The 19,508-nt window shown below is 48.8% G+C and carries 20 protein-coding genes; 15 read left to right on the top strand and 5 right to left on the bottom strand.

Translation table 11 applies throughout. The annotated features are described in order from the left end of the window. The first annotated feature begins 10 nt into the window (after window positions 1-10). From mltG to ptsG, 5 genes are all read left to right on the top strand, one after another. Complete coding sequence (gene mltG / locus U0008_RS12570) at window positions 11-1,036, top strand: endolytic transglycosylase MltG (protein WP_043493697.1); 1,026 nt, start codon at window positions 11-13, stop codon at window positions 1,034-1,036. Then, window positions 1,026-1,667, top strand: a complete 642-nt coding sequence (gene tmk / locus U0008_RS12565; RefSeq protein ID WP_043493695.1) for a dTMP kinase — start codon at window positions 1,026-1,028, stop codon at window positions 1,665-1,667. Before mltG ends, tmk begins: the two co-directional genes overlap by 11 nt. Further along, window positions 1,664-2,650, top strand: a complete 987-nt coding sequence (holB, locus tag U0008_RS12560; RefSeq protein ID WP_025797175.1) for a DNA polymerase III subunit delta' — start codon at window positions 1,664-1,666, stop codon at window positions 2,648-2,650. The genes tmk and holB overlap by 4 nt, the downstream gene beginning before the upstream one ends. Window positions 2,651-2,702: 52 nt before the next feature. Beyond that, window positions 2,703-3,491 carry a metal-dependent hydrolase gene (locus tag U0008_RS12555; RefSeq protein WP_043493692.1) on the top strand — a complete coding sequence of 263 codons (789 nt, stop codon included), beginning with the start codon at window positions 2,703-2,705 and terminating at the stop codon, window positions 3,489-3,491. Window positions 3,492-3,814: 323 nt separating this feature from the next. Next, complete coding sequence (ptsG, locus tag U0008_RS12550) at window positions 3,815-5,248, top strand: PTS glucose transporter subunit IIBC (RefSeq protein ID WP_043493691.1); 1,434 nt, start codon at window positions 3,815-3,817, stop codon at window positions 5,246-5,248. 84 nt (window positions 5,249-5,332) lie between these two features. Here ptsG and ribA read toward each other — a convergent pair whose 3' ends face one another. Then, the gene (gene ribA / locus U0008_RS12545; protein WP_025797168.1) at window positions 5,333-5,920 is read right to left on the bottom strand and encodes a GTP cyclohydrolase II; all 588 of its coding nucleotides are present in this window, start codon (window positions 5,918-5,920) and stop codon (window positions 5,333-5,335) included. Between the two features lie 286 nt (window positions 5,921-6,206). On the opposite strand from ribA, the gene pgpB reads away from it, so the two are divergent. From pgpB to yciH, 5 genes are all read left to right on the top strand, one after another. Further along, window positions 6,207-6,968: a phosphatidylglycerophosphatase B gene (gene pgpB / locus U0008_RS12540; protein WP_043493688.1), complete on the top strand. Its 762-nt coding sequence runs from the start codon at window positions 6,207-6,209 to the stop codon at window positions 6,966-6,968. A 248-nt stretch (window positions 6,969-7,216) separates the two neighbouring features. Next, complete coding sequence (locus tag U0008_RS12535; RefSeq protein ID WP_043493686.1) at window positions 7,217-7,522, top strand: LapA family protein; 306 nt, start codon at window positions 7,217-7,219, stop codon at window positions 7,520-7,522. Between the two features lie 5 nt (window positions 7,523-7,527). Continuing rightward, window positions 7,528-8,697 carry a lipopolysaccharide assembly protein LapB gene (gene lapB / locus U0008_RS12530; RefSeq protein ID WP_025797162.1) on the top strand — a complete coding sequence of 390 codons (1,170 nt, stop codon included), beginning with the start codon at window positions 7,528-7,530 and terminating at the stop codon, window positions 8,695-8,697. A 109-nt stretch (window positions 8,698-8,806) separates the two neighbouring features. Then, on the top strand, window positions 8,807-9,532 hold the full coding sequence (pyrF, locus tag U0008_RS12525; RefSeq protein ID WP_043493684.1) for an orotidine-5'-phosphate decarboxylase: 726 nt from the start codon (window positions 8,807-8,809) through the stop codon (window positions 9,530-9,532). Between the two features lie 18 nt (window positions 9,533-9,550). Next, the gene (gene yciH, locus U0008_RS12520; protein ID WP_043493681.1) at window positions 9,551-9,877 is read left to right on the top strand and encodes a stress response translation initiation inhibitor YciH; all 327 of its coding nucleotides are present in this window, start codon (window positions 9,551-9,553) and stop codon (window positions 9,875-9,877) included. A gap of 74 nt (window positions 9,878-9,951) precedes the next feature. Here the strand turns inward: yciH and osmB are convergent, their stop codons facing one another. Beyond that, window positions 9,952-10,170 (bottom strand): osmotically-inducible lipoprotein OsmB, encoded by a 219-nt coding sequence (gene osmB, locus U0008_RS12515; protein WP_004092957.1) that lies wholly within the window; start codon window positions 10,168-10,170, stop codon window positions 9,952-9,954. 368 nt (window positions 10,171-10,538) lie between these two features. Here osmB and araD point away from each other — a divergent pair, with 368 nt between their 5' ends. The 3 genes from araD (at window position 10,539) to gntU (ending at window position 13,458) form a co-directional block, all read left to right on the top strand. Next, a complete protein-coding gene (araD, locus tag U0008_RS12510; protein WP_043493679.1) occupies window positions 10,539-11,234 on the top strand; it encodes an L-ribulose-5-phosphate 4-epimerase in 696 nt (231 codons plus the stop codon). A 345-nt stretch (window positions 11,235-11,579) separates the two neighbouring features. Beyond that, entirely contained in the window at window positions 11,580-12,116 is a 537-nt protein-coding gene (gene gntK / locus U0008_RS12505; protein ID WP_025797156.1) for a gluconokinase, read from the top strand. Between the two features lie 4 nt (window positions 12,117-12,120). Next, entirely contained in the window at window positions 12,121-13,458 is a 1,338-nt protein-coding gene (gene gntU / locus U0008_RS12500; RefSeq protein WP_025797154.1) for a gluconate transporter, read from the top strand. A 72-nt stretch (window positions 13,459-13,530) separates the two neighbouring features. Here the strand turns inward: gntU and U0008_RS12495 are convergent, their stop codons facing one another. Beyond that, window positions 13,531-14,346, bottom strand: coding sequence for a DUF817 domain-containing protein (locus U0008_RS12495; RefSeq protein WP_043493866.1), 816 nt, complete (start codon window positions 14,344-14,346; stop codon window positions 13,531-13,533). A gap of 305 nt (window positions 14,347-14,651) precedes the next feature. Between U0008_RS12495 and U0008_RS12490 the strand changes: the two genes are divergently transcribed. Continuing rightward, window positions 14,652-15,887 (top strand): MFS transporter, encoded by a 1,236-nt coding sequence (locus U0008_RS12490; protein WP_025797150.1) that lies wholly within the window; start codon window positions 14,652-14,654, stop codon window positions 15,885-15,887. A gap of 172 nt (window positions 15,888-16,059) precedes the next feature. Then, window positions 16,060-16,707 (top strand): DsbA family protein, encoded by a 648-nt coding sequence (locus tag U0008_RS12485; RefSeq protein WP_025797147.1) that lies wholly within the window; start codon window positions 16,060-16,062, stop codon window positions 16,705-16,707. A 58-nt stretch (window positions 16,708-16,765) separates the two neighbouring features. Here the strand turns inward: U0008_RS12485 and U0008_RS12480 are convergent, their stop codons facing one another. Together U0008_RS12480 and U0008_RS12475 are read right to left on the bottom strand one after the other, a co-directional pair. Continuing rightward, window positions 16,766-17,431: a DedA family protein gene (locus U0008_RS12480; RefSeq protein ID WP_025797145.1), complete on the bottom strand. Its 666-nt coding sequence runs from the start codon at window positions 17,429-17,431 to the stop codon at window positions 16,766-16,768. A gap of 328 nt (window positions 17,432-17,759) precedes the next feature. After that, on the bottom strand, window positions 17,760-19,280 hold the full coding sequence (locus U0008_RS12475; RefSeq protein ID WP_025797143.1) for a peptide MFS transporter: 1,521 nt from the start codon (window positions 19,278-19,280) through the stop codon (window positions 17,760-17,762). Window positions 19,281-19,508 lie beyond the last annotated feature (228 nt).

Genomic DNA, 19,508 nt, shown 5'->3' with positions numbered 1-19,508 from the left:
TGGCGGTTGAATGAAGAAAAAACTGTTTGGACTTCTTGTTGTCTGCATTGTTGTTTTGTTAGTGGCGCTATTTTGGAGCTATCAACAAGTGCAGAAGTTTGCCCGAACGCCTTTGGCGATTACTCAAGAAACGCTGTTTAAACTGCCTGCGGGCACCGGACGCGTGGCATTAGAAGGCCTGCTAGTAAGGGACAAGCTTATTGCGCATCCCCGTTATTTTCCGTGGCTACTGCAACTTGAGCCTGAATTGGCTAATTTTAAAGCGGGTACATATCGCATTACACCCGGAATGACCGTGCGTGAATTTCTTGAACTGCTTAAAAGCGGCAAAGAAGCACAGTTCACCGTACGCTTCATTGAAGGAACGCGTTTTCAAGATTGGATGCAGGTCTTAGCGGCTTCGCCAAACCTGAAACATGCGTTGGCGAATAAAGATGAAAGCCAGATCGCCAAAGTCTTGGGCATACCTGAAGGTCGCCCAATCGAAGGCTGGCTTTATCCCGATACGTACCATTACACCGCGGGCAATAGCGATGAGATGATACTTAAGCGGGCGTATAATCGCATGAGCAAAGAAGTTGACGAAATATGGCAAGATCGCGAGAAAAATCTGCCTTATAAGACACCTGAAGATCTGGTGACCATGGCGTCAATCATTGAAAAAGAAACTGGCGTTGGTGAAGAGCGCGGCAAAGTGGCATCGGTTTTTATCAATCGCCTTCGTATTGGCATGCGTTTACAGACTGATCCTACGGTGATATATGGTCTCGGCAAAAACTATAACGGTAATTTGACGCGGCGCGACTTACAGCAGCCAACCGCATACAATACTTACGTAATCTCCGGTTTGCCGCCAACGCCGATTGCCATGCCGAGCCGAGCCTCGTTAGAGGCCGCAGCGCATCCGGATAAAACCTCTTATTTGTACTTTGTTGCAGATGGGAAAGGTGGACACGTATTTACCACTAATTTACAGAGCCATAATCAAGCCGTACGCAACTATTTGCAGGTGCTAAGGGAAAAGAATGAAAAGTAAGTTCATCGTGATTGAGGGTCTGGAAGGGGCCGGTAAGACGACTGCCCGCGATACCGTAGTAGATGAGCTTCGTCAGCAGGGTATTGAGGATATCGTTTTCACCCGTGAACCAGGTGGAACTCCGTTGGCTGAAAAGTTGCGTGATTTGGTTAAGCAAGGTGTTGAAAACGAAAAGCTGACTGACAAAGCCGAAGTGTTGATGCTTTACGCTGCCCGCGTTCAGTTGGTGGATAATGTGATCAAACCGGCGTTGGCTCGCGGAGCGTGGGTGGTTGGCGATCGCCACGATCTCTCTTCTCAGGCATACCAAGGTGGCGGAAGAGGGATTGACTCTCGCCTGATGCAGTCGCTACGCGATACGGTACTTGGTGACTTCAAACCTGACTTAACGCTATATCTAGATTTACCTCCGGCGATAGGTTTAGAGCGAGCGCGTAGCCGTGGGGCATTAGATCGTATCGAACAAGAATCGTTGGCCTTTTTCGAACGCACCAGAGCGCGCTATCTGACCTTAGCCGAACAGGATGACAGCATTATCACCGTTGATGCTGCGCAAACTTTACCTGAAGTGACGGCCTCTATTCGCACTGCGCTTCAGGCGTGGTTTAAGGATCAGGAGCAACACGCGTGAATTGGTATCCTTGGCTGACCGCACCTTACCGTCAACTGGTTGCTCAGCACCAGAGTGGGCGAGGGCACCATGCTTTGTTGGTGCACGCGATTGCGGGTTGCGGTGATGATTCGTTGATGTATGCATTAGGGCGTTGGCTAATGTGTCAGCGGCCAAACGGTGACAAAAGCTGTGGTGAGTGCCATAGCTGTCGCTTGATGTTGGCGGGTAACCATCCTGACTGGTACGACTTACAGCCGGAAAAAGGGAAAACGAGCCTCGGCATTGAGCCTGTTCGCCAGATTATCGAGCATCTTTATGGTCATGCTCAACAAGGGGGCGCTAAGGTTGTTCTGTTGCCGCGCGCTGAAACGCTGACGGAAGCGGCAGCTAATGCGTTGTTGAAAACGCTTGAAGAGCCACCAGAGAAGACCTATTTCCTATTGGGGACGCGTGAGCCGGCCAATTTGCTAGCCACATTGCGTAGCCGCTGTTTTTATATGCATCTTGCTGTGCCTGACGAATCATTAAGCTTACGTTGGCTTCAAAGCCAACAGCCGGGTGATGAGCTGGCTATGCGTACCGCATTACGCTTAAACGGCGGTGCGCCGGTGGCCGCCATGAGTTTGCTTGAGCCAAATAGCTGGAAACAGCGTCTTCAGCTGTGTCAGGGGTTGCAGCAAGCGATCCCTCAACGCCAGTGGATGCAGTTATTACCGCTGTTAAACCACGATAATGTGCATGATCGACTAACATGGTTATGTGCGTTGCTGCTTGATGCGATGAAGCTACAACAAGGTGCCACGACGGCTATTGCCAACTTGGATCAACAGCCGTTGGTTTTTCAATTGGCGTCGACTCAGGCAACGACGATTTTGCAGCAACAGCTAGAACAATGGATTTTCTGCCGTCATCAGCTTCTCACAACCACCGGGCTCAATCGCGAGCTAATGCTCACTCGTCAGCTTTGCCTGTGGAGTGACTCCTTTCCTCCTAACGCGTAACCATACCTTTGGGTGATATACGCGTTCCGTTATTAATATCAGGTCAAAATTTATGTACTTAGTTGACTCCCATTGCCATTTAGATGGTCTGGATTATGAAAATCTGCACAAAAGTGTCGATAGCGTTTTAGCTGATGCCAAGGCGCGCGATGTCGGTTTTGTTCTAGCGGTGGCGACGACGTTGCCGGGCTATCGCGCGATGCGTGAACAAATCGGACAGCGCGACAATGTAGCCTTTTCCTGTGGCGTCCATCCGCTGAATCTGGAGGGGGGCTATGACTATGATGAACTACGCCAGTTAGCGAACGTTCCAGAAGTGGTTGCGATGGGGGAAACTGGTCTCGATTATTTCTATCAGAAAGACAATATTCCCTTGCAGCAGGAGTCTTTTCGTCAGCACATCCGCATTGGTCGCGAGCTGCATAAGCCCGTGATTGTGCATACCCGTGATGCGCGTCAGGATACGTTAGATATCTTGCGTGAAGAGCAGGTGAGCGAATGCGGCGGCGTGCTGCACTGCTTTACTGAAGATCAGGAAACAGCGCGTCAACTGCTCGATATGGGCTTCTATATTTCATTTTCTGGCATCGTGACTTTCCGCAATGCGGATGCGCTGCGTGAAGTTGCTCGCTATGTTCCTGTCGATCGTATGCTGGTGGAAACCGACTCGCCTTATCTTGCTCCCGTGCCTCACCGTGGTAAAGAGAACCAACCTGCCTATGTACGCGATGTTGCTGAGTATCTTGCTGTATTGAAGGGGATGACCCCTGATGACTTAGCTCAGCAAACGACAGACAATTTCAGCCGTTTATTTGGTGTGACATTGCCGATACATGGGTAATGGCTATTTATTTTATTGCTCGTAATTAATCGTTCAAGCAGGTATCTTGCTGTTCGAAAATGTTTACATGGCTGTTTTGTGAAACCATTTTGGTGATTTTTTTAACATTTTTTTGTCAAAAATGTTATTTGGATCTCTGTAATTATGGAAACGTGACAGCCATCAAACATATTGCAGGCTATTTATTTTACCCTGCGTAAAAATTAAAGGAGTGCTAAGACACTTCTAGGCGTCCAGGTTCTCTTCCTGTTCGCGGCGTGACTCTCGGGCATACGGGGGCAGGCTAATAAAAGAGCACTATTTATTCAGGAGCACTCTCAACTATGTTCAAAAACGCATTCGCAAACCTGCAGAAAGTGGGTAAGTCGCTAATGCTGCCAGTTTCCGTATTGCCCATCGCAGGTATTCTGCTGGGTGTCGGTTCTGCCAACTTTAGCTGGTTACCTGCGGTAGTTTCTCATGTGATGGCTGAAGCCGGTGGCTCAGTTTTCGCAAACATGCCGCTGATTTTTGCTATTGGTGTTGCACTCGGCTTTACTAACAATGACGGCGTATCTGCGCTGGCAGCGGTGGTCGCTTACGGCATTATGGTGAAAACCATGGCTGTTGTCGCGCCGTTGGTACTGCACATGCCTGCCGAAGAGATCGTCGCGAAGCACTTGGCCGATACTGGTGTGCTGGGTGGGATCATCGCGGGTTCTATTGCGGCCTATATGTTCAACCGTTTCTACCGCATTAAACTCCCTGAATATCTGGGGTTCTTTGCCGGTAAACGTTTTGTTCCGATCATTTCTGGTCTGGCTGCCATTTTCTTGGGCATTGTGCTGTCCTTTATTTGGCCTCCGGTCGGCACCGCAATTCAAACCTTCTCGCAGTGGGCGGCTTATCAAAACCCTGTTGTTGCCTTTGGCATCTACGGGCTGGTTGAGCGTTCTCTGGTACCATTTGGTTTGCACCATATTTGGAACGTACCTTTCCAAATGCAGATCGGTGAGTTCACCAATGCGGCAGGGCAGGTATTCCACGGTGACATCCCTCGCTATATGGCAGGCGATCCAACCGCAGGTAAACTGTCGGGTGGCTTCTTGTTTAAAATGTACGGTCTGCCAGCGGCAGCGATTGCTATTTGGCATTCTGCTAAACCTGAAAATCGTGCCAAAGTCGGTGGGATTATGATCTCTGCTGCGTTGACCTCGTTCTTGACGGGTATCACCGAGCCGATTGAATTCTCCTTCATGTTTGTAGCGCCAATTTTGTATGCGATTCACGCGATTCTGGCGGGTCTGGCTTTCCCAATTTGTATTCTGTTGGGCATGCGTGATGGGACAAGTTTCTCACATGGTCTGATCGACTTTATCGTTCTGAGCGGAAACAGCAGCAAAATTTGGCTGTTCCCGATTGTGGGTATCATCTACGGTCTGGTGTATTACACGATTTTCCGCGTGTTGATCACCAAACTGAACCTGAAAACGCCTGGTCGTGAGGATTCATCTTCCGAACAAAGCGCGCAGAGCAATGACGGTATGTCTGCTGCGCTGGTGGCTGCCTTCGGTGGTAAAGACAACATCACAAACCTTGATGCGTGTATCACTCGTCTGCGCGTGAGCGTAGCTGATGTGGCTAAAGTGGATCAGGCTGGCCTGAAGAAACTGGGGGCTGCGGGTGTGGTGGTTGCGGGTTCTGGCGTTCAGGCTATCTTCGGGACAAAATCCGATAACCTGAAAACCGATATGGATGAGTACATCCGTAATCACTAATCCTGTGATATCGCTAAGTGCGTATTAAAAAGGAGGCCATTGGCCTCCTTTGTTGTATCTGCGTTATATCAGCAATACGGTATTTTAATCGAGTAAGTGACCCATCTTTGCGGCTTTCGTCGACAGATAGCGTTCATTCTTAGGATTACGTCCCACGATTAGAGGTACGCGTTCGGTAATGTTGATACCTGCCTCTGTCAAAATTTCTACTTTCTTTGGATTGTTCGTCAGCAAGCGCACTTGGTCAACGCCCAACAGTTTGAACATATCGGCGCAAAGGGTGAAATCTCGTTCGTCAGCGGCAAACCCTAACTGATGGTTAGCTTCAACCGTATCCGCGCCTTTATCTTGTAAGGCGTAAGCGCGAATTTTGTTGAGCAGGCCAATATTGCGACCTTCTTGACGGTGATAAAGCAAGATCCCTCGACCTTCTTCAGCGATGTGCTCAAGCGCCGCTTCTAGCTGAAAACCACAGTCGCAGCGTAGGCTGAATAGGGCATCGCCGGTTAAACACTCGGAGTGCACGCGTGAAAGCACGGGCGTTGAGCCAGACACATCACCATAAACTAATGCCAGATGGTCATGACCGGTGGCAATCTCTTCAAAGCCGACCATCAAAAAATCACCCCAAGGTGTCGGCAGTTTTGCTTCAGCCACTCGTTTAAGCTGCATGTTGATCTCCACAACTACATCTTTTAGATACTGTCCATAACGGACATCGGTTATTGTGCGCCGCCGATGCAGGTGAGTGCAGGCACAACCGAAGTAAATCCGGTAAAACCGAATCGTTAATAGGGTTCCTATTTTGCCACAAGTCGCGGCGATACAGCAGTTTTCGCTGTAGGACACGTATTATTTGTTTCAACCGGTCAATAAAACACCGCTCGGCAATTCCTGATAGGCTTCATTGATATGGTGTTGCTACACTGAATAATCAATAGAAAGAAAGGATTAATTGATGTTACAGATTGCAAAACGTATTACTTTGGGCCTGATTGTGCTGCTGGCGATGCCGGTGAGTGTTTGGCTTTGCGGCTGGAAATGGCAGCCTGATGGCTCAGACAATGTGCTCAAAGCCCTCTTTGCAATGACTGAAACAGTGACAGCGCCGTGGGGCATCCTGACGTGTTTGATCCTTGGCTGTTGGTTTTTATGGTGTTTACGCTTTCGGATCAAAGCAACGATAATCTTATTTATTATACTGATGGCAACGGTGTTGGTGGGGCAGACGATTAAATCGACGATAAAAGGCTGGGTGCAAGAACCGCGGCCTTTTGTTTTATGGCTCGAAAGCGAACATAGCGTTGATGCTCAGGCGTTTTATGCGCTCAAACGTGCAGAGCGCAGCACTCTTGTCACAGAACAATTGCTGCATGAAACACGAATTCCACAGTGGCTGAAAAGTCATTGGGCGTTTGAAACGGGTTTTGCTTTTCCTTCTGGGCACACAATGTTTGCTGCAACGTGGGCATTGCTCGCGTTTGGCCTGCTGTTGCCGCGCCGCCATTATGTTTCAACGGCGCTAATCACCCTCTGGGCAATAGGCGTGATGGGAAGCCGTCTGGTATTAGGAATGCACTGGCCCGTGGATTTAATTGTCGCCAGCGGGATAAGCTGGGCGCTTGTCACGCTTTCTTGCGTGCTGGTGCAGCGATGGTGCGGTTCTCTTGGCATCAGCGTGCCTGAATCTCAGGAAATCCGTGCGCGCACAGAAGAGTAAGGCAGAAGAACGCTTGAAGTTTTAGGCATTTGGCCCCATATGATCCTAATATTTATCTATTCTTCCGTGTGGTACTTGGGGATCTCATTGGAGAATGGCATGATGTTGTTAGGGTGAGCACGCTGTTAAAACAGGGTTTTAGTGCTACGTGGGGTTTCCCTACAATATAACTAAATGATAATTTAACCATTCGGGTGCTGTTTTCTTTGGCATAATTCATCCGGTTAACCTGATTTACAGGAAGAAATGTGAAATATCTGCTGATTTTTTTGGTCGTTTTAGCCATCTTTGTGCTTTCTGTCACATTGGGTGCGCATAACGATCAGGTTGTTGCGTTCAACTATTTAATTGCTCAGGGCGAATATCGCCTGTCGACGTTGCTTGCCACATTGTTTGCAGCCGGATTCATTTTGGGTTGGGTTATCTGCGGTCTGTTTTATATCCGAGTGCGCTTGGGTTTAGTGCGCGCTGAACGGAAAATCCGTCGACTGGAACAGCAGGCTGTGCCGACTGAGCCAGAAAACCTCGCACCTTCTGCGACACCGAAGGAATAGAGACTATGTTAGAGCTGCTGTTTCTGCTTCTTCCCGTTGCTGCCGCCTATGGTTGGTATATGGGACGCAGAAGTGCTCAGCAGGATAAGCAACAGGAAGCGAGCCGTCTTTCACGTGAATATGTGGCCGGGGTGAACTTCCTGCTTTCTAACCAGCAGGACAAAGCGGTCGACCTGTTCCTTGATATGCTTAAAGAGGACAGTAATACGGTCGAAGCTCATCTTACGTTAGGCAACTTATTCCGCTCGCGTGGCGAAGTCGACCGCGCTATCCGTATCCATCAGTCTTTGATGGAGAGTGCTTCTCTGACTTTTGATCAGCGGCTGCTGGCCGTGCAGCAGCTTGGTCGTGACTATATGGCTGCCGGTTTGTACGATCGCGCTGAGGAAATGTTTAATCAGCTTATTGATGAACAGGATTTTAAAGTCTCTGCGCTGCAACAGCTGTTGATTATCCATCAAGCGACCAGCGATTGGCAAAAAGCCATCGATGTTGCTGAGAAATTAGTGAAACTAGGTAAAGATCAGCAACGCACTGAAATTGCGCATTTCTACTGTGAACTGTCATTGCAGGCAATGGGCAGCGATGATTTAGACCGAGCTATGGCGCTGTTAAAAAAAGCGGCCTCTGCGGATAAAAATTGTGCTCGCGTGTCGGTGATGTTTGGCCGTATTTATATCGCCAAAAATGAGCCAGCAAAGGCAGTTGAGGCGTTGTCTCAGGTATTAGAGCAGGACAAAGAGCTGGTCAGCGAAGTCTTACCAATGATGCAAGAGTGTTACCAGCAGCTTAACCAGCCGGATCAATGGGTTTCATTTTTACGCCGTTGTGTAGAAGAGAATACCGGCGCAACCGCAGAGCTGATGCTGGCCGAAGTCTTGGAACAAAACGAAGGTATCGAGGTCGCTCAGGTATATGTGGGGCGCCAAATACAACGTCATCCAACGATGCGAACCTTCCATCGGTTGATGGATTACCATCTGGCAGAAGCCGAAGACGGTAGGGCGAAAGAAAGCTTGCAGCTACTACGTGATATGGTGGGTGAGCAAATTCGCACTAAGCCTCGCTACCGTTGCATGAAATGCGGTTTTACCGCACACACCATGTATTGGCATTGCCCATCGTGTCGTGCGTGGTCAACTATTAAGCCGATTCGTGGGCTCGATGGTCAGTAATTCTTTTTCGTTCATATCTCTCTGCGCTAGGCACATTGTCTAACGCTGTGTACAATGCCCTCCCTGATAAAGGCCTTATTTCACTTACCGCCAGCTTCAGGGAGTCGCAATGTCCATTTCTACGCCATCTCAGGCAAACGCTATTACGTCACCGATCCTAGTCGCTCTCGATTATGCCGATAAAAATGCTGCTTTAGCGTTTGTCGATAATATCGATCCGCGTGACTGTCGCCTTAAAGTCGGCAAGGAAATGTTTACCCTGTTTGGCCCGCAGTTTGTGCGTGAATTACAGCAGCGTCAGTTTGAAATTTTCCTCGATTTGAAATTCCACGATATTCCAAATACGGCCGCTCATGCCGTTGCGGCAGCGGCAGAACTCGGGGTTTGGATGGTCAACGTGCATGCCAGCGGTGGAGCGCGCATGATGACGGCGGCCCGTGAGGCGCTGCTACCGTTTGGAAAAGATGCACCGCTGCTGATTGCAGTGACGGTGCTAACCAGCATGGAAGCGGAAGATCTGCGCGGTATTGGCATTGAATTATCACCAGCTGATTACGCAGAGCGCTTGGCACTGTTGACGAAAGAGTGTGGCCTAGACGGCGTGGTTTGCTCTGCGCATGAAGCAACTCGTTTGAAAGCGAGCTGCGGGCAGGCGTTTAAACTGGTCACGCCGGGCATTAGACCAGCAGGAAGTTCAGCTGGCGATCAGCGTAGGATCATGACTCCGGTTGAAGCCGCTAAAGCAGGCGTGGATTATATGGTTATTGGTCGCCCGATCACCCAATCTCCAGAGCCCGCAGAAACGTTGCGCGAAATATTAAAATCTCTAGCTTAAGCAGGACAGACTCCAACCATGCAAGACAAGAACAGCAGACTGGTTTATTCAACGGAAACCGGGCGAATTGATGAAGAGAAGGCCGTTGTCGCGCGCCCAAAAGGCGACAGCATCGTGCGTATCCAGCGCCAGACCAGCGGTCGTAAAGGCAAAGGTGTTTGCCTGATTAGCGGTTTGGATCTTGACGATACAGCTTTGCAGACCCTAGCTGCTGAGCTGAAAAAGAAGTGCGGTTGCGGTGGTGCAGTGAAAGATGGCGTGATTGAAATTCAAGGTGACAAGAGGGATTTGCTGAAGCAACTACTTGAGGCCAAAGGTCACAAGGTAAAGTTAGCCGGTGGCTGATTAGCCGTTTTGTTCTTTGAATAAAAAATGGGCTGATATAAAAATCAGCCCACAGTTAAATCATAGAAGTCGTATTATTTGCCAACCTGATGGCCGATGATCCCACCAACAGCGGCACCACCCACGGTACCTAACGCACTGCCATCGGTAAGAACGGCGCCACCTAAGGCCCCAGCACCAGCACCAATCGCGGTGTTACGGTCGCGTTTAGACCAGTTTGAACAAGCACTTAGAGAGGCAACCAGCGTCACTGCCAGTGCTGCCGCTGCAAAACGTTTCATTGTTGTATTCATCACTTACTCCTTTTAAGCTTCTGACGATTATATTTCCATATAAGTATAGGACATGCTTCGTGCAGAAAATTAGCTGTTGGTTATTGTTAATCCAGAATGTAATGCTTAGTATTGGCCGTATCAGTGAAATATAATTCTGCTGACTGCCGTGATATCTATGTGGCTTAGTATATTTATTTGCTAAATTCAAAATAGGTAAATATTCTTATTTTGAATTATTCCTATGAACGAATAGTGCTATCGATGCGGTTGCGCATGCTCTCAATTCCTCTTATTTAGCCAATTCCCCAGTGATTTGTAGCCAGTTTTCCCATACCCGCGATGAGCCATGTTCTGGACAATAGGCTATCAACGTGGGGAGAGAAGCTATGCTCGAAGAACTGAAACAGCAGGTACTGGCCGCAAATTTGGCGCTGCCCAAACATGGGTTGGTCACATTTACTTGGGGAAACGTCAGCGGCATCGATCGTGCTACGGGGCTGATGGTGATTAAGCCTTCTGGTGTCGAATACGCAGGTATGAAAGCTGAAGATATGGTGGTAGTCGATGTGGTCTCAGGCGCGGTGGCGGAGGGAAAGTGGAAGCCATCATCGGATACTGAAACCCACCGTGGTCTGTATTTAGCTTTTCAGAATATTGGCGGAATTGTGCATACGCACTCACGACATGCAACGATTTGGTCTCAGGCGGGGCGGGACATCCCTGCGTGGGGCACAACCCATGCTGATTATTATTACGGAAACATTCCCTGCACGCGGCTAATGACGCCTGAAGAGATTCAGCATAGCTATGAATGGGAAACAGGGCAGGTGATTGTTAAGACGTTTCAAGAGCGTCATATTGATGCTGAACAGATGCCTGCGGTTTTGGTGCATTCTCATGGGCCATTTGCTTGGGGCAAAGATCCCATTGATGCGGTGCATAACGCCGTTGTGCTTGAGGAGGTTGCCTATATGGGGATTTTCTCGCAGCAACTAAGCCCTCAGTTACCGGATATGCAGCAAACGTTGCTGGATAAACACTATTTACGTAAGCATGGCGAAAATGCCTATTACGGGCAGTAGCTATTTCTGATTTTCATCCCACATCCCCCTTCAAAATGAGCGCTTTGGCGCTCTTTTAATCTCCGATTCTTCGCGCTAATTAACTGATTTCATGACTGAATAATAACATTAATGAAATTGTTTTTACCCCTACATCTGTTGCATTCCTGTTATTTCTTCTCATGGTGATTGTTCTGACGCTAATTAAAATTGCGATATAGATCACACAAGAAAGTTTTGTGCGCTGGCTCACATTGCAAGTTTATGTAAAGGGGCTGACAATGTTACCGATAACAATTACCGGTAACATTGACGTGGGGTTTGCATGCCAGCGTCAACAAAACACTAAATGTCTGGAGCCAGTCAATGAAAAACACACAAAAGCCCCATTACGTGTATGTGGTTATGGGCGTATCGGGCAGCGGCAAATCGGCCGTTGCGAGTGCGGTGTCCCAAAAATTATCGTGTGGCTTTTTAGATGGCGATTTTTTGCACCCACGCAGCAACATTAACAAAATGTCAGAAGGGCATGCGTTGAACGACGAAGATCGTGCTCCTTGGCTGAGTGCGTTGAACGATGCCGCATTTGCCATGCAACGCACCAACGATGTTTCAATCATCGTGTGCTCCGCACTGAAAAAACGCTACCGCGACCGTTTACGTGAAGGTAATGGAAATCTCTCTTTTGTGTATATGGATGGCGATTTTGATCTTATCGAATCCCGTATGAAAGCACGTAAAGGGCATTTCTTTAAACCTCAGATGTTGGTTTCCCAATTTGAGGCGCTGGAAGTGCCTGATTCAGACGAACAGGATGTTTGTGCCATTGATATTAATCAACCGCTCGACGCCGTCATTGCTGACACGTTGAAACACATCCAACAACGTTCTAATCAGGGATAATTCTGTGGATACCATGACTCTTGTCGGCACCGCTGTCGGCTCTGTACTGCTTCTCCTTTTTTTAGTGATGAAAGCGCGTTTGCATGCTTTTGTCGCGCTGATGCTGGTGTCGATTGGCGCAGGTATTTTTTCTGGCATGCCGCTGAGTAAAATTACTCAGGCCATGCAGGATGGTATGGGCGGCACACTGGGCTTCCTGACTATCGTTGTGGCTCTTGGTGCGATGTTTGGCAAAATCCTGCATGAGACAGGGGCGTTAGACCAGATTGCAGCCCATTTGCTGAAAAGCTTTGGTGAGAAACGCGCTCATTATGCGCTGGGTATTGCCGGTTTGGTGTGTGCGCTGCCGCTATTCTTTGACGTGGCGATTGTGCTGTTGATTGGTGTGGTTTTTGCCGTAGCGCGTCGTACTAACGGCAACGTGGTAAAAATGGCGATCCCGCTGTTCGCCGGTGTTGCGAGCGCGGCAGCATTCTTGTTGCCAGGGCCGGTACCGATGTTGTTAGCTGCACAGATGAATGCAGATTTTGGCTGGATGATTGCGATTGGTCTGGTGGCGGCGATTCTGGGGATGCTGCTGGCGGGTCCTCTGTTTGGTAACTTCATCAGCAAACGTGTTAGCTGGCCAATGCCAGAAGAAGAAAATGCACCGGTATTAGATAAATCAAACATGCCGTCATTTGGCCTGAGCTTGGCGTTGGTGCTTTGCCCGCTGGTGTTGGTAGGGATGAAAACCATTGGTGCCCGCTTCGTGACACCAAATACAAATTTATATGATTGGTTAGAGTTTATCGGTCATCCATTTACCGCGATCCTGATCGCCTGTCTGGTGGTTATCTACGGCTTGGCAAAACCACGCGGCATGAGCAAAGAGCAGATCATGTCTATTTGTTCTGCGGCGATTCAACCAGCGGGGATTATCCTGCTGATGACCGGTGCAGGCGGCGTATTTAAACAAATTCTCGTCGATTCAGGCGTTGGCCCTGCGCTGGGTGATGCATTGATTGGTGCCGGTTTACCGATTGCGGTTGCGTGTTTTGTATTGTCGGCCGCAGTGCGTGTGATCCAAGGTTCTGCGACCGTTGCATGCTTAACGACGGTAGGCTTAGTCTTACCGGTTACCACTCAGCTTGGTCTGAACGGAGGTCAACTCGCGGCGCTGGCTATCTGTATTGCAGGTGGTTCGATTGTATTGAGCCACGTGAACGATGCGGGCTTCTGGCTGTTCGGTAAATTTACCGGCGCTAACGAACTGCAAACGTTGAAAACGTGGACCGTAATGGAAACTATTCTGGGCACCGTGGGCGGCGTCGTCGGAATGATTGCATTCACGTTGTTCTAAGCGTGATGTGATGAAAAAGCCCACGGGAGTGATTCCGTGGGCTTTTTTTCATTTAATCAAAGAGCGTTTGCGCTACTGCGCAATATGGATCCGTCGTTTGATATCTTTAAGATAGGTGGTAATCGTGAATGTCATGATGACCAGCAGAGCCCATGAACTCCACTTTCCAACGTGTACCGCAGACCACGCTCCAAGCTGATTAGGGTATTTCCAAATACCAAAAAAGGTGCTGATATTCTCGGCGAGCCAGATAAAGAAGCCGATAAGGACAAAGGCCAACAGTAATGGCATTTTTCGTTCGCGATCGTAAGGGGTGAAAACCACTATGCTCCGCGCATAGATGCCGATAACAAAGGCGGTGATATACCAACGATAGTCACCAATATAGTGATGGGTAAAAAAGTTGATATATATCAGCAGGGCGACTGTGGTGCTGAGAAAATAAGGGGGATGATGGCGAATTTTGAGGTCGAATAGTCGCCATGATTGAATAATAAAACTGCCTACCGCGGCGTACATAAACCCGGCGAAAAGTGGTACGCCAAGCAGTTTTGTATAGGCAAAATCAGGATAGCTCCAAGATTGAATGCTGCCTGAGGTTTTAAACACTTCAAGAGCAAAGCCGACTACGTGAAAAAGGGTAATCGCTTTAAGTTCATCCCATGTTTCAAGATGATTCATCACCATCCATAGCTGAATTAAGATCGCGATGATGAATAAAAGGTCATAGCGGGCTATATGCAAAAAACCACCGCGAGGCACACAGAAGACAGCGATAAAGAACAGGCCAACGAAGAGACAAGCACGCGCTTCTTTTATTCCAAAATAGAAGAATTCAATAATAAAGCGGCGTATTCCCGTAAGCTCTGGCGCATGATGAGCGCGCATGAGATGTTGATCGAACTGATAGAGTCGCGGCACGAACGTCCTGTCCAAAATTCATGGGTTAAGTTGCGGGAATATTAACCTGTGCAGATGAGCACGTCATGGTGTTTTGTATTTTGAACCATCGCGGCTACGCCGACATTTATTCTATCCTGACAGCGCTTATTCTAAATTCAACGAAAAATTAACAAAGTAGTGGCTGCTGAATGTGAGCTTCGGTATCCTGCTCTCCTCACTTAATTATGTGATTCAAATCACGCTTTCTTGCGCCTTGAGCGTCAGAAATTTTTCAGATATTAGAGGTAGCTATGTCTACATCAACGCCGTCAGCGGCACCATCACCCATTGCTCATCGACGCGGGGCAGAACTCGCGCTCGCTGTCGGTGGTTTTGGTATTGGTACCGGCGAGTTTGCCATTATGGGCTTGCTGCCGAATGTAGCAAAGGATTTGGCGATCTCTATTCCGCAGGCAGGGCACGTGATCAGTATTTATGCGCTGGGCGTGGTGATCGGAGCACCGGTGATTGCGACTTTGGCCGCGCGACTTTCTCGCCGCACCTTATTGCTGCTTTTGATGGTGCTGTTTGCGGTTGGCAATATTGCGAGCGCATTGAGTTCTAGCTATGGAAATCTGATGGTGTTTCGCTTTATCAGTGGATTGCCTCACGGGGCTTATTTTGGTGTGGCATCGCTGGTGGCCGCATCGATGGCGGGTGTTGGGCAACGCGCGAAAGCGGTGGGACGCGTGATGCTAGGCCTGACGTTGGCTACGCTGTTAGGCTCACCTCTGGCAACGTGGATTGGTCAGCTGATGGGCTGGCGTGCAGCGTTTGTGATGGTGGGTGTGATTGGGGCGCTAACGGCGTTGCTCGTCATGTTATGGCTGCCAAAAGATAAGGTTGAGGAAGGCGCTAGCCCGCTGCGTGAGTTGGGTGCGCTCAAGCGCAAGCAGGTTTGGCTCACGCTCGGTATCGCCGCGGTGGGCTCTGGTGGCCTATTTGCTGTGTTTAGCTACATTGCACCCACGCTTATTCATCAAACTGGGATGTCACCGGCGAGTGTGCCTCTGGTGCTGATTGTGTTTGGCGTGGGTATGATTTTAGGGAATATCTTTGGCTCTCGTTTGGCAGACCGTTCCTTGATGGGCACGATTGTTGGTGTATTAATTTGGAACGTGGTTATTCTTACGACGTTCTATTTGGTGGCGGATATTGCATGGGCCACCGTATTGGTCGTGTTGCTCACCGGCGGTAGTTTTGCTCTGGTTCCTGCCTTACAAACCCGCCTGATGGACGTTGCTGAAGATGCACAAACCTTGGCGGCGGCTTTAAATCATTCCGCTTTCAATATCGCAAATGCTTTGGGCGCTTGGCTCGGTGGTGTAAGCATTGCCGCAGGGTTTGGATGGTCGTCTACCGGTTGGGTTGGCGCAGGTTTAGCGGCTGGCGGGATATTGCTGTTCTTGTGGTCATACTACTCAGATCCGGATATCAAACCTAAAAAATCTCGTCGTAATAAAAGCATTCGCAGTATCGAACTTTAACATTATTTGATGTTAGCTCGACGCTAACTGAGTGGAATAGGGTGGCAAGTCTCTGATTTTGAGCCAGACTTAGATTATATCGTCCTGCCGCGACTTGGCAGAATCACGATCACACATTATGTTTATCGCAGTATCAATGGTGCTACGAGCTGAACAACACCAAGGAGTGCTGATGAAGATCCGAGAACTCGTTTATCTTTTTGATCCGCTTTGTGGCTGGTGCTACGGTGCTTCACCGAAAATTAGCCAACTGGTTAAGGATAGCGATTTTAACGTAACGTTTCGTCCCACTGGGCTTTTTGCCCGTGAAGGCGCACGTGATATGACGCCGGAGTTTGCCCAATATGCTTGGCAAAATGACATGCGTATTGAATCATCGACAGGGCAGGTATTTAGCGAGGCGTATCGAGAAAACGTATTACATCAGGGCGGCGTGTTTGATTCCTTTGCCTCGACGTTAGCGGTGATTGCTGCCAACACCCTTGAGCCAGAGCGCGCTGGTGATGTGCTTAAAACGTTGCAAAAAGCACGGTATGTTGACGGACTTGATAACACTAGCAGTAAAAGCGTGGTTGAGATTCTGGAGCGGGAAGGTTTTGAGAGCGAAGCATTAGCGGTGGCTCGCCCCACCGAAGAGCTGTTGCGTCATTACGAACATAGCCTGCGTGACACGCAAACATTGTTAGATAGACACAATATTAACGGAGTTCCTGCATTGATCGTCGTAGGAGAGCAGGGCCAGCGGCTAATACCGGCAGCAAAACTCTTCGCACCCTACGCGGAGTTAAAAGCGGAGCTGCTGCGTTACGAAGGTTTCTAAAAGATATGCTGTCCTGTAAGGCAGTTGCAGCGATGCCTTACAGGACAATTGGCGGAATTTATTGAGCGGGCGTTTGGCGTTTTTTGCGCACTACTACCACGATCGTACCCACCAATCCACTCACTAGCAGCACAATCGGTAAAATCATTAAGCAGGTCATCACCTGATCTTCATGGCGCTTAACAAACGGAATATAGCTGATGGCTAATCCCACGCCGGTGACAGAACAAACCCACAACAGCGCACTGAGCCAGTTGAACACTTGGAATCGCGCATTTTTCAAGCCAGAAATACCTGCAATGGTAGGCAAAATGGTACGCACAAATGCTAAAAATCGGCCCACGAGTAGAGCGACTAATCCGTGCTTATGGAACATATGGTAAGCACGCTGGTGATAATGCGCGGGAAGTTGTACAAGCCATCCCTGAACCAGTTTAGTATCGCCAAGCCAACGGCCTTGGATATAACTCATCCAACATCCGAGACTCGATGCGATGACTAACACACTTAGGGTGGGGAAAAAGGGTAGTACACCTTTGGCAATTAACGCACCAGCCAGTAACAGCAGGCTATCACCCGGTAAAAATGCGGCAGGAAGAAGCCCATTTTCCAGTAGCAGCGTAGTGAACAAAATACCGTAAATTGCCCAAATCATTTTGGGATCGCTTAGCACACTGAAATCTTGTTCCCACAGTGCGTGTAGGATCTCTTTGATTACTTCCATTACTCTACCTTAATAACTGCGTATGCTATCCGCTCTAAAACGCTCAGCCCAAGTCTATTCATTGTAAGCTAAATGGCATGAAGTTTCGGAGATACCGCACATCAATTTATCGCTTATTGATGTTCATACTGACAAAGAGATTCTTTTTTAAATACCGCTTAGGAATGCTCAACCCCTAATGCAGGCGCATTTTACCATGTTTTTAGTATGACAAATGTAAATCTGTGGAAATAGGGTGTCGGGATGTGACTGCGATCGTGGTCGCAGATACAGCAAGGCACCCTGAAAGGGTGCCTTGGAATATGAACTGATTGAGAAATGGTCGATATTAGATTTCGACGTTTTTCATCATGCGGCGCACTGGGTAAATAAGCAGCGTTAGCACAGCGGCGCAAATAACCAGTGCGATAGAGCAACGCGCAAATAGGTCTGGCAGCATATCAAGCTGGTCAGCTTTAACCTGACCGCCGATCAAGCCCGCAGCAAGGTTACCCAGGGAGCTCGCACAGAACCATAGCCCCATCACCTGACCGCGCATCCGATCGGGAGCCAGTAATGTCATGGTCGCCAGCCCGATTGGGCTTAGGCAAAGTTCACCCAGCGTGAGTAGCAGAATACTTCCCACAAGCCAGAACGGCGATACAGATTGGCTGGTGGCCAATACATCCTGCGCGGCCAAAATCATGATGCCAAAACCTGCGGCGGCAAAAAGAATACCGATAACAAATTTCACCATACTGCTTGGTTGCATTTGGCGACGGCCCAGCGCAGGCCATAACCAGCTGAACAGCGGCGCAAGGATGATGATAAACAGGGCGTTCAGTGACTGGAACCATACCGTTGGGATTTCAAAATCACCAAACTGGCGTTGAGTATAATCATTGGCAAACAGGTTGAATGAGGTCGGCTTCTGCTCAAATGCAGACCAGAAGAAGGCCGCAGAAACCAGCAAAATAAAGCAGACCAGCAAACGAACTCGCTCTTCCGATGCTAATCCTGCAAAGGCGAACAGATACACAAAGTACAGCGTCACGGAAGCGGCGATGACGTATACCATCACGCTGGCAATTAAGACCGGGTTAATGGGAATGACATCGTTTGCCAGCAGGCCAATCAAAACGATGGCAATCACGGCTAAGACAGAAATCCAGCGACCAACGTTTTTGCGTTCAACAACGGCATGGTTCCAACTCGATCCCAAACCGACTTCACGATCGTAGCGGCGCATGGAAGGAACAGCGAAGAAGCGGAAAATCAGCAACGCAACCAGCATGCCTAGGCCACCAATACCGAAGCCCCAATGCCAGCCTTTTTCACCCACGAGCAAACCGGTTACCAGCGGTGCAATGAATGAACCGAGGTTAATCCCCATATAAAACAGTGAGAATCCGCCATCGCGGCGCGTGTCACCGTCTTTATAAAGGGTGCCCACCATGACCGAAATACAGGTTTTAAATAGACCGGTTCCCAGAACGATAAGCAGCAGACCCACGAAGAATAGGGTATTGCCCCACAGCGCAGAAAGCGCGATGGCTAGATGGCCCAGCGCAATCAGAATCGAACCATACCAAACAGCGCGACGTTGACCTAACCAGTTGTCGGCTAACCAGCCACCCGGCAGCGCTGCCAGATACATACTACCGGCGAAAATACCGACGATAGCCGAGGCTTGCTCACGTGGAATGCCCATTCCGCCTTCATAAACACTGGCGGCCATAAACAGGATAAGCAGCGGGCGGATCCCGTAAAAGGAGAAGCGTTCCCACATCTCGGTAAAGAACAATGACCCGAGTGGATAGGGATGACCGAGGAAAGTACGGCCTTGCTGTGTTTTATCAGAGGATTGCATGTTGTATTCCCATTAACTATACGCAAAGAACGAGAGCGTATGATTGATAACTTAAAAACTTAATATTTAACTCATTGTATTTATAGTATTTATTAATGAACAGTTTGGCTTTTGCCATGTTATTCGAGTATTCATTAATAATACGGGATTTGGAAACTAACATAGATTTATAGGCGTGGTCATCTTTTTATCATCAAAATCGTTGTTTTGTGAACAGTTATTTGGGTT

It is taken from the genome of Hafnia alvei, from assembly GCF_034424155.1.
Classification (GTDB): domain Bacteria; phylum Pseudomonadota; class Gammaproteobacteria; order Enterobacterales; family Enterobacteriaceae; genus Hafnia; species Hafnia alvei.
The sequence above is the reverse complement of the archived record's forward strand: the minus strand, read 5'-3'. Positions and strand labels throughout refer to the sequence as shown.

Coding starts and splice junctions, on each gene's coding strand:
- mltG (WP_043493697.1), top strand. CDS start 11: ATGAAGAAAAAACTGTTTGGACTTCTTGTTGTCTGCATTGTTGTTTTG.
- tmk (WP_043493695.1), top strand. CDS start 1,026: ATGAAAAGTAAGTTCATCGTGATTGAGGGTCTGGAAGGGGCCGGTAAG.
- U0008_RS12555 (WP_043493692.1), top strand. CDS start 2,703: ATGTACTTAGTTGACTCCCATTGCCATTTAGATGGTCTGGATTATGAA.
- ptsG (WP_043493691.1), top strand. CDS start 3,815: ATGTTCAAAAACGCATTCGCAAACCTGCAGAAAGTGGGTAAGTCGCTA.
- ribA (WP_025797168.1), bottom strand. CDS start 5,920: ATGCAGCTTAAACGAGTGGCTGAAGCAAAACTGCCGACACCTTGGGGT.
- pgpB (WP_043493688.1), top strand. CDS start 6,207: ATGTTACAGATTGCAAAACGTATTACTTTGGGCCTGATTGTGCTGCTG.
- lapB (WP_025797162.1), top strand. CDS start 7,528: ATGTTAGAGCTGCTGTTTCTGCTTCTTCCCGTTGCTGCCGCCTATGGT.
- pyrF (WP_043493684.1), top strand. CDS start 8,807: ATGTCCATTTCTACGCCATCTCAGGCAAACGCTATTACGTCACCGATC.
- yciH (WP_043493681.1), top strand. CDS start 9,551: ATGCAAGACAAGAACAGCAGACTGGTTTATTCAACGGAAACCGGGCGA.
- osmB (WP_004092957.1), bottom strand. CDS start 10,170: ATGAATACAACAATGAAACGTTTTGCAGCGGCAGCACTGGCAGTGACG.
- araD (WP_043493679.1), top strand. CDS start 10,539: ATGCTCGAAGAACTGAAACAGCAGGTACTGGCCGCAAATTTGGCGCTG.
- gntK (WP_025797156.1), top strand. CDS start 11,580: ATGAAAAACACACAAAAGCCCCATTACGTGTATGTGGTTATGGGCGTA.
- U0008_RS12495 (WP_043493866.1), bottom strand. CDS start 14,346: ATGCGCGCTCATCATGCGCCAGAGCTTACGGGAATACGCCGCTTTATT.
- U0008_RS12490 (WP_025797150.1), top strand. CDS start 14,652: ATGTCTACATCAACGCCGTCAGCGGCACCATCACCCATTGCTCATCGA.
- U0008_RS12485 (WP_025797147.1), top strand. CDS start 16,060: ATGAAGATCCGAGAACTCGTTTATCTTTTTGATCCGCTTTGTGGCTGG.
- U0008_RS12480 (WP_025797145.1), bottom strand. CDS start 17,431: ATGGAAGTAATCAAAGAGATCCTACACGCACTGTGGGAACAAGATTTC.
- U0008_RS12475 (WP_025797143.1), bottom strand. CDS start 19,280: ATGCAATCCTCTGATAAAACACAGCAAGGCCGTACTTTCCTCGGTCAT.